At 64.4% G+C, this 12,717-nt stretch carries 8 protein-coding genes; 1 reads left to right on the top strand and 7 read right to left on the bottom strand.

Annotated elements, in window-relative coordinates; all coding sequences use genetic code 11:
• Positions 1–98 precede the first annotated feature (98 nt).
• From AC1RGE_RS15075 to aceK, 6 genes are all read right to left on the bottom strand, one after another.
• Positions 99–1,433 (bottom strand): OprO/OprP family phosphate-selective porin, encoded by a 1,335-nt coding sequence (locus tag AC1RGE_RS15075; protein ID WP_011059873.1) that lies wholly within the window; start codon positions 1,431–1,433, stop codon positions 99–101.
• A gap of 425 nt (positions 1,434–1,858) precedes the next feature.
• On the bottom strand, positions 1,859–2,092 hold the full coding sequence (locus AC1RGE_RS15070; RefSeq protein WP_011059872.1) for an anti-sigma factor family protein: 234 nt from the start codon (positions 2,090–2,092) through the stop codon (positions 1,859–1,861).
• Positions 2,086–2,700: an RNA polymerase sigma factor gene (locus AC1RGE_RS15065; RefSeq protein WP_011059871.1), complete on the bottom strand. Its 615-nt coding sequence runs from the start codon at positions 2,698–2,700 to the stop codon at positions 2,086–2,088. Before AC1RGE_RS15065 ends, AC1RGE_RS15070 begins: the two co-directional genes overlap by 7 nt.
• A 77-nt stretch (positions 2,701–2,777) precedes the next feature.
• Positions 2,778–3,899: a beta-ketoacyl-ACP synthase III gene (locus AC1RGE_RS15060; RefSeq protein WP_019093329.1), complete on the bottom strand. Its 1,122-nt coding sequence runs from the start codon at positions 3,897–3,899 to the stop codon at positions 2,778–2,780.
• 274 nt (positions 3,900–4,173) lie between these two features.
• The gene (gene hrpA / locus AC1RGE_RS15055) at positions 4,174–8,085 is read right to left on the bottom strand and encodes an ATP-dependent RNA helicase HrpA (protein WP_492584566.1); all 3,912 of its coding nucleotides are present in this window, start codon (positions 8,083–8,085) and stop codon (positions 4,174–4,176) included.
• 135 nt (positions 8,086–8,220) lie between these two features.
• Positions 8,221–9,942: a bifunctional isocitrate dehydrogenase kinase/phosphatase gene (gene aceK, locus AC1RGE_RS15050; RefSeq protein WP_011059868.1), complete on the bottom strand. Its 1,722-nt coding sequence runs from the start codon at positions 9,940–9,942 to the stop codon at positions 8,221–8,223.
• A 248-nt stretch (positions 9,943–10,190) separates the two neighbouring features.
• On the opposite strand from aceK, the gene AC1RGE_RS15045 reads away from it, so the two are divergent.
• Complete coding sequence (locus tag AC1RGE_RS15045; RefSeq protein ID WP_011059867.1) at positions 10,191–11,084, top strand: DMT family transporter; 894 nt, start codon at positions 10,191–10,193, stop codon at positions 11,082–11,084.
• A 46-nt stretch (positions 11,085–11,130) separates the two neighbouring features.
• On the opposite strand, the gene AC1RGE_RS15040 is transcribed toward AC1RGE_RS15045, so the two are convergent.
• Positions 11,131–12,711 (bottom strand): aldehyde dehydrogenase (NADP(+)), encoded by a 1,581-nt coding sequence (locus AC1RGE_RS15040; protein ID WP_492584564.1) that lies wholly within the window; start codon positions 12,709–12,711, stop codon positions 11,131–11,133.
• Between the last annotated feature and the right edge of the window lie 6 nt (positions 12,712–12,717).

The following is a 12,717-nucleotide window of genomic DNA, read 5'->3' as shown; positions in this document are numbered from 1 at the left end:
CCCGTTCAGCGGGCAAAAAAAACCCCGCCGGGGCGGGGTTAAAAACGAGAGGAGCTATAACGGATGAGAAAGAGCTCTACCTGGGTGTTGCAACAGCGTTAGAACACGTACTGCACACGGGCTACGAGGGCATCGCCGCTGTCATCGCCAACGTTGTTGGTGATCTTGTCGGTGTTGACCTTGATGTAGTTGGCGGAAATCTTGATCGCCTCGTTGGCGTACCAGTTGACCCCGATGGTGTTCATGGTGGCCTTGGCATCGCCGACGTCACGGGTGGCGGTGGCGGCTACGACGTTCTTGTCATCGACCTTGATGTTGTCGTAGCGGTAGAACACTTCCCAGGCACCGTACTGCTTGTTCTCGGGCTTGATGGTGTCGAACTTGGCGCCGTCGAGTTTGTACACCCGGGCCTCGCCGGTCAGGGTATAGGCCAGTTGGCCGTAGAAACCGGTGGCCTTGACGTCCTTGTAGGCGTTGCTGTCGGCCTGCAGCTTGCGGGTCAGGTATTCCGCCTGGGCCGAGAACGGGCCGGTGGCGAAGGCGAATTCACCGCCGAACACCCGGTCATTGTCATAGGCGCCAACGGCCGTCTGGCTCGACGCGTTGAGGCCGGCACCGCCGCCGAAGGTGGCACGGTTGCCGTTGGTGCCGGCATCGTTGCCGCCGTTGGTGGCGATACCACGCACGCCCAGGCGTGGGCGGATCCGCGAGTCGAAAGCGGTGTCGCTCACATCACGGCTGGCAAAGTCCAGGCCGAAGTGCAGGACGTTGCCGGTCTCGTGCATCGGGGCGAACACGGCACGCGCGTTGAACTGCTTGACGCTGTCGCCGTCCTTGTCGTTGATATCCTTGGCCGCCACGCTGCCGGACAGGTAGGCCATGTCGGCGACCACCGAGCTGGCCTGCAGGCCCATGCCGTTCTCGTGGGAGTTGACCCAGTCGGCCAGCTCGTAGGCGGCGTTACGCTCCATGGCGGTGACCCACTTGGAACTGGTGGCCTTCTCCAGGCCGAAGTCTTCGTCGAAGCGGCCGGCGCGCAGGGTCACCGGCTTGAAGCCGACGTAGGAGATGGACGCCTCGTCGAAGTAACCGTCATCGGCGGTGCCCGAGTTGTGGGAGAAGTCGTAGTTGATCTGGTATTTCCAATCCTTGTAGGCGGTGCCGCCCAATTCCAGATAGGCGCGGCGGAAGTACGCGCCGTCGCCGCTGTCACCATTCTTGGTGTAGAACCCGTCGAAACGGCCATAGTCGGCTTGCAGACGACCGCCCAGCTTGAAGCTGAACGCGGAGTCGGTGGTAGCAACCTCAAGGCCGCCCTTGGTTTTGACTACGATATCGGCGCCGTCGGTGGTGACGGTGCCAGCGAAAGCCTGGGCGGTTACTGCCAGGGCCAGGGCGCTGGCGGCAAAACCGGCGAAGTGCTTACGGATCATCGAAGAGTTCCCCTAATTGGTGGTCTGTAGCGTTGGAAAACACGCGGGGTTGGCCCGCTGGTGTTGGGTGGGAATCTTGGCGAGGGGTTATTTCAGCCGGGTTGCTGATAGATAAAGATTTGATTACAGGGGAACTTTTTTACTTCGAAATGAAATAAGGCAAAAAGCCTGTACTAGAGCCTTTGCCCTGGGTTTTGCGGGGGAATAGGGGGACACAAGAACACTGTCACCTTTGATCGGATGACAGTTTCATGTGGCGTCTGTAGCCGTCGAGCCCCGGCGAGGCGGCGAACGGCTCCGTAGGAGACGCCGCGATCCTGAGGGCGCTGGAGGTTCGGCGGGAGACCGTCAAGCAAGGCCCTGCGGGCCTTTTCGCAGCCTCGCCGGGGCTCGACAGCGGCTACCGAGCCATGGGGGAGGCAGGATCAGCGGTGGTTCTGGCGCTCGGCGGCCAGACGCTCGGCCAGTTCGTCGAGACCTTCCAGGGGCGGCTCCGGAAGCACCCGCAAGGTGGCCTGGAGCAGGCGCATCTGGCGAATGAAACGCCGGCAGTTGGGGCAGAACAACAGATGATGGCGCACCATCAAGCGCTCGCGAAAGCTCAACTGGCCATCGAGATAATCGCTGGATCGTGCCACTTGTTCCTTGCAGGTCAGCATTGGCCGGTTTCCTCAAAATGCTCCACGGTGGCGAAGACCTTCAGACGCGCCCGGTGCAGCAGTACCCGGACATTGGAGAGCGTGAGCCCCAAAAGGTTACAGATCTCTTCCAGCTCCAGGCCCTGGCGTTCGCGCAACAGCAGGACACTGCTCTGCAACTCCGACAGGCTGAGCAAGGTGTGCTCCAGGCAGTCACGCAGTTCGGACTCGGTCAGCAGGGCCTCCGGGGTGTCTTCGTGCCAGGCGAAAGGCGCCACCAGCCAGTGACCATCGCTGGAGGAGAAACGCTCATCACCCACGGTGCCATGGGGCGCCGGCAGATCGTCGAGCAACACTTCCCGGCGGTTCTGCTTGTAGCGGCTCTTGGCCGCGTTGGCGGTGATGGTCAGCAGCCAGGTCTTGAGGCTGGAACGCCCCTGGAAACCCGCCAGGTTGCGCACCACCGACAGCCAGGCGTCCTGTACCACTTCGTCGGCGTGGCGGTTGCCGACAATGGCGTAGGCCACGGCGCGCATGGCGCTCTGGTAGGTGCCGACCAGTTCCTTGTAAGCCTTTTGTTCGCCCGCCAACAGGCGCTCTAGCAGTTGCGTGTCATCAGCAGCGGCCATTCGTGCCTCGTTCAATCATGCAGGTTTGAGGGGGTGTGACGCGCCAATCCCGCCCGACGCCACACCCCAACCCTGAATCAACGCTTGCGCAGCAACACGCTACCGATCGAATAACCGGCGCCAAAGGAGCTGAGCACGGCCAGGGAACCGCTGGCCAGGTCGTCCTGGTACTTGTGGAAGGCAATCACCGAACCCGCCGAACTGGTGTTGGCGTAAGTGTCGAGAATCACCGGCGCTTCTTCCACCGAGGCTTCGCGGCCCAGGAGCTTCTTGACGATCAGGTGGTTCATGCTGAGGTTGGCCTGGTGCAGCCAGAAGCGCTTCACGTCGCTGACGTTGAGCTGGTTTTCTTCCAGGTGCGCAGCGATCAGCTCGGCCACCATCGGGCATACATCGCGAAATACCTTGCGGCCTTCCTGGACGAACAGCTTGTCGCGGGCACCGATACCCTCTTCCGCGGCGCGGTTGAGGAAGCCGAAGTTGTTGCGGATGTTGTTGGAGAACTGGGTCAGCAGCTTGGTGCTGACGATGTCGAACTGGTGCTCGGAGGTGGCCAGGTCGGCTCGCTCGATGACCACCGCGGTGGCGGCGTCGCCGAAGATGAAGTGGCTGTCGCGGTCACGGAAGTTCAGGTGCCCGGTGCAGACTTCCGGGTTGACCATCAGGATCGCCCGGGCCTGGCCCAGTTGCACGCTGTTGCAGGCCGCCTGGATGCCGAAGGTCGCCGAGGAGCAGGCCACGTTCATGTCGAAGCCAAAACCCTGGATGCCCAGTGCGGCCTGGACTTCGATGGCGATGGCCGGGTAGGCGCGCTGCAGGTTGGAGCAGGCGACGATCACCCCGTCGATGTCGGCGGCAGTCTTGCCGGCCCGCTGCAGGGCTTGCTCGGCGGCGGCCACGGCCATCTGGCAGAGTACCGACCATTCGTCGTTGGAGCGTTCCGGCAGGCGTGGAGCCATGCGCTGCGGGTCGAGGATGCCGTCCTTGTCCATGACGAAGCGGCTCTTGATGCCCGAGGCCTTTTCGATGAAGGCGGCGTTGGATTCGGTCAGGGCCTGCACTTCGCCGCGCTCGATGGCGGCAGCGTTGTCACTGTTGAACTGGTGGACGTAGGTATTGAACGATTCCACCAGCTCTTCGTTGGAGATGCTGTTGGCCGGGGTAAACAGGCCGGTGCCGCTGATGACGACGTTGTGCACGGTCGTTCCTCTAATGTGTTGAGGCAGAAGGTATTGGCACTCACGTGCCAAACCGTAAAGGGACGACTCCCGCCAAGGGAGCCGTTTCTGGCATCGCTTTATTCCGATCCGCCCAGGCTGCCTGCGATGCAGAAAGCCGGGGCCGGCATTTATGACGGCGGAGTTTGCCATAACCTCCGCCATTTCGCCGCAACTGCAAGATCGACGGAGTCAACCCTGTGCCGCCCCTGGCGGCGCTTTCGCTGGCACGCCAGCGCCTGCGAAGGGCTTTAGATCAGGCGTCGACCAGGCTCCACTGCTTGCTCAGGCGCTTGTCGGAAATCGGCACCTTGGTCCCCAACTGCTGGGCGAACAGGGACACCCGGTACTCCTCCAGCCACCAGCGGTACAGCTCCAGCTGCGGGTCGCGCTTGCCTTCCTGGGCATGCTTCTGGGCCCGCGTCTGGTACTGGCTCCACAGGCCCGTGAGCTCGCTGCTCCAGACCCGGTCCTTCTGCACCTGGCTGCCGAGTTTCTCGAAGCGCAGTTCCACGGCCTTGAGGTAACGCGGCAGCTCCTTGAGCCACAGGGCCGGGGTTTCCCGGACAAAGCCCGGGTATACCAGGTTCGCCAGCTGGGCCTTGATGTCGTTGAGGGCCACGGCCTGGGCCAGGTCGATCTTGCCCTTGAAGCGCTTTTGCAGGCCGTGCCAGAGCTTGAGGATCTCCAGGGTCAGGCGTGCCAGGCGCTCGGCGTGCTCGGTCCAGGCACCACGCTTGCGCTCGGCCAGGGAGGCCAGGCCCGCGCCATCCCGAGGCAGCACGGCCTCGCCTTCAAGAATGCAACTGTCGAGGCTGGCCAGGAGAATGTCCTCCACCAGCGCATCGACCCGGCCCAGTTCGCGGTACAGCAGGCCCAGCTCGGTAAGGCCCGGCAACTTGCCCCGCAGGAACTTGGCCGGCTCGGCCAGTTGCTGCAACAGCAGGCGCTGCAAGGCCCGGCGATGCTGGAACTCGGCTTCGGCAGCGGTGGAGAAGCGCCCTTCCTTGACCGTACCCGCCTCCTCCACCAGGGCCGGGTACACCGTCATCGACAGCCCGGCGATCTTCTGCTGGGTCTTTTCCGCCACCGCGGCAAATACCTTGGCTTGCACCGGTTGCTGGCTCTTGGCAGTCTGCGGCACCGCCAGGGCAGCCTGGCTGGCTTCGGCGAAACGCGCGGTCAGTTCGGCCAGGTCGCGGCCTTCGCCGAGGAACTTGCCCTGGGCGTCGACGACTTCCAGGTTCATCCGCAGGTGGCTTTCCACCTGTTGTTCGGCTTCGCTCCAGGCCTCGTCGCTGACCCGGGCACCGGTCATGCGCAGCAGCTCGCGGCCCAGGGCCTGGGGCAAGGAGCCCTCGGCGAAGACCATGCGCTGCAGGGCGGCCTTGACGAAGTCCGGCACCGGCACGAAGTTCTTGCGCAGGGCCTTGGGCAGGTTGCGCACCAGGGCGATGCACTTGGCCTCGATCAGCCCCGGCACCAGCCATTCCAGGCGTTCGGCGGGCAGTGCCGGCAGCAGCGGCGCCGGCACCCGCAGGGTCACGCCGTCCCGGGGATGGTTGGGTTCGAAGTGGTAACTCAGGGCCAGTTCCAGGTCACCGATATGCAGGGTGTCCGGGTACTGCTTGGCGGTGACCTCGCTGGCCTCGCGGGCGAGCACGTCTTCCTCGCGCATGATCAACAACTGCGGGTTCTTCTGGCTGTGCACCCGGTACCAACTGTCGAAGGTCGCGGTCTGGTGGATCTCCGCTGGCAGGCGCGCGTCGTAGAAGGCGAACAGGGTTTCCTCGTCGGCCAGGATGTCGCGGCGCCGGGCCTTGGCCTCCAGCGCATCGAGCTGTTCCAGCAACTGGGTGTTGGCGCTCAGGCACTTGGCCTTGGACTGGATTTCGCCACGCACCAGGGCCTCGCGGATGAACAGCTCGCGGGATACCACCGGGTCCACCGGGCCGTAATGCACTGGCCGGCGGCCGACCACGATCAGACCGAACAGGGTGATCTGCTCGTAGGCCACTACCTGGCCGCGCTTCTTCTCCCAATGGGGCTCGAAGTGGTTCTTCTTCACCAGATGGCCGGCCAGGGGCTCGATCCAGTCCGGCTCGATCTTGGCCACCATGCGCGCATAGAGCTTGGTGGTTTCCACCAGCTCGGCGGTCATCAGCCATTGCGGGCGCTTCTTGCCCAGGCCCGAGGACGGGTGGATCCAGAAGCGCCGCTGGCGGGCCCCCAGGTAGTCGCCGTCTTCGGTCTTCTGGCCGATCTGACTGAGCAGGCCTACCAGCACCGCCTTGTGCAGTTTCGGGTAGTCCGCCGGCTCCTTGTTCAGGCTCAGTTGCAGGTCGCGGCAGATCAGGCTCAATTGCCGGTGCGAATCACGCCACTCGCGCAGGCGCAGGTAGTTCAGGAAATTCTTGCGGCACCAGTTGCGCAGCGGGCTGGCGGTGAGGGCCTGGCGCTGTTCTTCGAAGCCGCGCCACAGGTTGACCAGCCCGGCGAAGTCCGAATCCACGTCCTTCCACTGGGCGTGGGCCTGGTCGGCGGCCTGCTGGCGCTCCGGCGGACGCTCGCGGGGGTCCTGGATCGACATGGCGCTGGCGACGATCAGCACTTCCTGGAGGCTGCCGAGCTTGGCCGCTTCCAGCAGCATGCGGCCCATGCGCGGATCCACCGGCAGGCGCGCCAGTTGCCGGCCCAGTGGTGTCAGCTGGCTGTTGCGATCGACTGCCGAGAGTTCCTGCAGCAGGTTGAAACCGTCGCTGATGGCCTTGCCATCCGGCGGCTCGATAAACGGGAAGGCGGTGATTTCCCCCAGGCGCAGGTGCAGCATCTGCAGGATCACCGCCGCCAGGTTGGTACGCAGGATCTCCGGGTCGGTGAATTCCGGCCGGCCGAGGAAATCTTCCTCGCTGTACAGGCGTACGCAGATCCCCGGTTCGACCCGGCCGCAACGGCCCTTGCGCTGGTTGGCGCTGGCCTGGGAAATCGCCTCGATGGGCAGGCGCTGGACCTTGGCCCGGTAGCTGTAGCGGCTGATGCGCGCAGTGCCGCTGTCGATCACGTAGCGGATGCCCGGCACGGTCAGCGAGGTTTCGGCGACGTTGGTGGCCAGCACCACGCGGCGGCCCGGGTGGGACTGGAAGATGCGCTGCTGTTCGGCCGGCGACAGGCGCGCGTACAGCGGCAGGATCTCGGTGTGCTTGAGCTGGGCCTTGCGCAGCATCTCCGCGGCGTCGCGGATCTCCCGCTCGCCGGGCAGGAACACCAGCACGTCCCCGGGGCTGCGCCTTTCACTGCGTTCATGGGCGGCGATTTCATCCAGGGTGGCGAGGATCGCCTGGTCCACCGTGAGGTCGTCCTCGACCCGGTTGCCCTCCTCGTCCTGTTCCAGGGTCAACGGGCGATACCAGGTTTCCACCGGGAAGGTACGGCCGGAGACCTCGACGATCGGCGCGTTATCGAAGTGCTTGGAGAAGCGCTCAAGGTCGATGGTCGCCGAGGTGATGATGACCTTCAGGTCCGGGCGCCGCGGCAGCAGGGTCTTGAGGTAGCCGAGGAGGAAGTCGATGTTCAGGCTGCGCTCGTGGGCCTCGTCGACGATGATCGTGTCGTAGCGTTCCAGGTAGCGATCGTTCTGGGTTTCCGCCAGCAGGATGCCGTCGGTCATCAGCTTGATCAGGGTGCTGGAATCGCTCTGGTCCTCGAAGCGCACCTGGTAGCCCACCAGCGAGCCCAGGGGCGTGGCCAGCTCTTCGGCGACTCGGCTGGCCACGCTGCGGGCGGCAATCCGCCGGGGCTGGGTATGGCCGATCAGGCCATGCTGGCCACGACCGATTTCCAGGCAGATCTTCGGCAACTGGGTGGTCTTGCCCGAGCCGGTCTCGCCGGCAATGATCAGCACCTGATGCTTGAGCAGCGCCTCCTTGATCTCGTCGCGCTTGGCGGCAATCGGCAGGCTGTCGTCATAGCGGATCTGCGGCACGCTCTGGCGCCGCGCCGTCACCAGGTTGCAGGAAGCCTGCATGCGCTCGAGCCACTGGGCGAGCTTGGCCTCGTCTGGCTTCTTGCGCAGTTCGAGCAACTGCCGGCGCAACCGGTGACGGTCGCCGAGCATGGCTTGATCGAGGTTTTTCAGCAGTTGGTCGATTGCAGGCGATTCGTCAGTCATCAGGTACGCAAGGGTCGTCTATTTAGGCAGGGCGCGATTGTCGCAGAAAAGTCCATGCAATACGTAGGAGCCGGCTTGCCGGCGAAGGGGCCAGTGAGGGCGCCTTTGCCGGCAAACCGGCTCCTGCACGTCTATTTATTCGTCTTCCAGGCCTTGGCGCCGGTAAGGGAAGACATCGATCACCTTGCCGGCGCGGATGGCCTCCTGCAGGCCCTTCCAGTAATCGGCGTTGTACAGCTCGCCGTGCAGCTGGTCGAACAGCTTGCGCTGGCCGGCATCGGCGAACAGGAACGGCGGGAACTCCTCGGGGAACACGTCGTGGGGGCCGATGGAGTACCAGGGTTCGGAAGCCATTTCATCTTCCGGGGTACGAGGGGCCGGAATGTGGCGGAAGTTGGCTTCGGTGAGGAAGCAGATTTCGTCGTAGTCATAGAACACCACCCGGCCATGGCGGGTGACGCCGAAGTTCTTCAGCAGCATGTCGCCGGGGAAGATGTTGGCCGCCGCCAGCTGCTTGATCGCCAGGCCGTAGTCCTCCAGGGCCTCGCGCACCTGGGCTTCGTTGGCATGCTCCAGGTAGAGGTTGAGCGGGGTCATGCGCCGCTCGGTCCAGCAGTGGCGGATCAGTACAGTTTGGCCTTCCACCGCCACCGTGGAGGGCGCCACTTCCAGCAGTTCCTCAAGGCACGCCGGGTCGAACTTGCTCAGGGGGAAGCGGAAGTCGGCGAACTCCTGGGTATCGGCCATGCGGCCCACCCGATCCACGCTTTTCACCAGCCGGTATTTCTCGATCACCGTGGCCCGGTCGACGTTCTTCGACGGCGAGAAGCGGTCCTTGATGATCTTGAACACGGTGTTGAAGCCCGGCAGGGTGAACACGCTCATGACCATGCCGCGCACCCCGGGAGCCATGATGAAGCGATCGTCGGTGCTGGCCAGGTGGTTGATCAGGGCACGGTAGAACTCCGACTTGCCGTGCTTGTAGAAACCGATGGAGGTGTACAGCTCGGCGATGTGCTTGCCCGGCAGGATGCGCTTGAGGAAGCCGATGAATTCCGCCGGCACCGGCACGTCCACCATGAAGTAGGAACGGGTGAAGGAAAAGATGATAGAGACGTCCGCCTCGTCGGTGATCAGCGCGTCGATCTGGATCCCCCGGCCTTCGCGGTGCAGCAGCGGGATCACCAGCGGCCACTGTTCTTCATGGGTGAAGATACGCCCCACCAGGTAGGCGCCCTTGTTGCGGTAGAGCACCGAGGAAAACAGTTCCAGGGTCAGTTCGGGGTCCTTGCACACCCAGTCCGGCAGGTTCTCCCGCAATTGCGCCTCCAGGCGCCGCAGGTCCCCCGGCAGGTCGGCGTAGTCCTCGCTGAAGCGGTAGTCGGCGAATACCTGTTCGAGCATCGTCGCCAGTTCGCCCTGGGGCTTGTAGCTGCGGGTCTGCGCGGCCCGGGCCCGGCGCAGGCTGGGTCGGGTGGTGTGGATGAACATGCAGCCGTCGCTGATCAGGTCGTGGCTGAACAGGCCGCAGAAGATCGAGTTGTACCAGGTCTCGGACAGCTCATCGTCAAAGCGCAGGTCGATCAGGCTGATGTAGGCGCTTTTCACCAGTGGCCACTGGCTGACATCCATCAGCGACTCGGTGCTGAAGGCCTGGTGCAGACGCGCCACGGTCTCGCCCACCTTCTCTTCATACAGGTTGATCCGCGCTGCCGAGGCCTTTTGCGCTTGCTGCCACTGCGCCTGCTCGAAGCGTTGCCGGGCACCGTCGGTGATCTGGCGAAAGTGCTCGCGGTAGTCGTCGAAGCCATCGAGGATCATTCGAGCGATATCGGCGGCGGGCCATGACTGCGACATAAAGAGACCTCTGCGGGAATTTACGATGCCAGAGCTTAGCCAGTGAAACGAGGTGAAGAGAAGCGTATTTTTGTGTTGGGATGTACGCCGAAAAATGACCCGGCGGTCGCTCTGTCTCCAGGCCTCTGCAACGCAGGATTGAACGCAACAATCGGGGTGCGGGTTTTCTTCGCCCCGTGCGCCAATAAGGTTTGCCATGCCCGGCCACGCTGGGCAAGATCCCTCGCCCCGAACCCAAGGAACCTCCTGTGAAACCTGTCGATCTGCTGCGCCTGCTGTCGCTGGCCGCCATCTGGGGCGCGAGCTTCTTGTTCATGCGCATCATCGCCCCGGTGCTGGGCAGCGTGCCCACGGCCTTCTTCCGGGTGTCCATCGCCGCGCTCGGGCTGCTGGTGATGCTGGCGTTGATGCGGGTCGACTGGAACTTTCGCGGCAAGCTCAAGACCGTGCTGCTGCTCGGGGTGATCAACTCCGGGATACCCGCGACGATGTACTCGGTGGCGGCCCAGGTGCTGCCCGCCGGCTACTCGGCGATCTTCAATGCCACCACGCCGTTGATGGGGGTGCTGATCGGCGGCCTGTTTTTCCATGAACGCCTGACCCCGAGCAAATTCGCCGGGGTCTGCCTGGGCCTGCTCGGCGTCGGCATCCTGACCCGCGCCGGCCCCGTGGCCTTCGACCGAGACCTGCTGCTGGGCGCCCTGTCCTGCTTGATGGCCACCACCTGCTACGGCTTCGCCGGGTTCCTCGCCCGACGCTGGCTGGACCAGGCCGGCGGCCTGGACAGCCGCCTGTCGGCCCTGGGCAGCATGCTGGGAGCGACCCTGCTGCTGTTGCCGCTGTTCGCCTACAACGCCATCAGCCAGCCGCCCCCCAGCTGGGGTGGCTGGAGCGTATGGCTATCGCTTTTGGGGCTGGGGCTGGGCTGCACCGCGTTTGCCTACGTGCTGTATTTCCGCCTGCTCAGCGCCATCGGCCCGGTGCGTTCGATGACTGTGACCTTCATGATCCCGCCATTCGGCGTACTGTGGGGCGCGTTGCTGCTGAACGAGCCGCTGTCCATGGCCCACCTGTATGGCGGCGCGCTGATTGCCGCCGCGCTGTGGCTGGTGCTAAGGCCGGCGGCAAAGGCCGCAGCCTGAAACAGGCTGCCGGCATCTGCTCAAGGCCTGTTGCGGCCGCCCAGGGTCAAAGCGTGGCGTTGCTCATTTCTCCGTCCACCAGGCGTCGTATACCCAGCGGGTTGGCATTGCGCAGGGCTTCAGGCAGCAGCGCGTCCGGGTAGTTCTGGAAACATACCGGGCGCAGGAAGCGCGCGATCGCCAGGCTGCCCACCGAGGTGCCACGGGCATCCGACGTTGCCGGATAAGGCCCGCCGTGAACCATCGCATCGCAGACTTCGACCCCGGTCGGATAGCCATTGAGCAATAGCCGGCCGACCTTTTCCTGCAAGACCTCACTGAGCCAGCGATGCTCCAGCAGTTCCTGTTCCTCGCCGATCAAGGTCGCGGTCAGTTGCCCACGCAGCCCCTGCAAGGCCGCCGCCAGTTCACGCTGATCCGCCACTTCGATGACGATGCTGGCCGGGCCGAAGACTTCCTCCTGAAGCAGTTCATCGCCCTCCAGCAACAGGCTGACATCGGCCTGAAATAGCTGAGCCTGTGCCTGGGCGCCCTGCTGTGGCCGCCCCGCCAGGTGCCGCAGACGTGGATGCTGGTGCAAGGCTGCAAGCCCCTGGCAATAGCTGACCAGCGTGCCGCTGTTTAGCATGGTCTGCGGCGCCTGCTGGTCCATCTGCGTGCTGAACTGCTGGAGAAAGGCGCTGAACTGCGGCGAGCGCAGGCCGATGATCAGGCCAGGATTGGTACAGAACTGACCCGCACCCAAGGTCACCGAACCCGCCAGTTCGGCGGCGATCTGCGAACCCCGGACCCTGAGAGCCTCCGGCAGCAGGATCACCGGGTTGATGCTCGACATCTCGGCGAACACCGGGATCGGCTGCGGCCGGGTCGCGGCCATCTGGCACAAGGCATTGCCACCCTTGAGGGAGCCGGTAAAGCCCACCGCCTGGATCGCCGGGTGCTTGACCAGCCACTCCCCGACCCCGGCTCCGTAGATCATGTTGAACACTCCGGCGGGCATCCCGCTGCGCTGTGCCGCGCGGATGATCGCGTCCGCCACCCACTCGGCGGTCGCCATGTGCCCGCTGTGGGCCTTGAACACCACCGGGCAACCGGCGGCCAGGGCCGCAGCGGTGTCGCCACCGGCGGTGGAGAACGCCAGGGGGAAGTTGCTGGCACCAAACACCGCCACCGGGCCCAGGCCGATGTGGTACTGGCGCAGGTCCGGGCGCGGCAGCGGCTGGCGCTGGGGCAAGGCGCGATCGATGCGTGCAGCATAGAAGTCGCCCCGACGCAGGACCCTGGCGAACAAACGCAACTGGCCGCTGGTACGCCCTCGCTCGCCCTGAATGCGCCCGGCGGGCAAGGCAGTTTCCCGGCAGACAGTGGCGATGAAATCATCCCCGAGGCCGTCCAGTTCATCGGCAATGGCATCGAGAAACTGCGCACGCCGCTCGGCGCTGAGGTTGCGGTACAGCGGGTAGGCCAGCGCCGCGGCCCGGGCCGCGGCATCCACTTCCGCCGCGGTCGCCTGAAAGAAGCTTCCCGGCAGGGCTTGGCCACTGCTGGCATCCAGGCTGTGCAACTGCACCTCGCCCAGAGCGCTGCGGGCGCCACCAATGTAGTTGTGTCCAGACAAGCGAGTCATGAGAAT

It is taken from the genome of Pseudomonas sp. GW823-FHT02C05, assembly GCF_058797595.1.
Note: the sequence above shows the minus strand (reverse complement) of the source record. Positions and strands in the feature narration are given on the sequence as shown.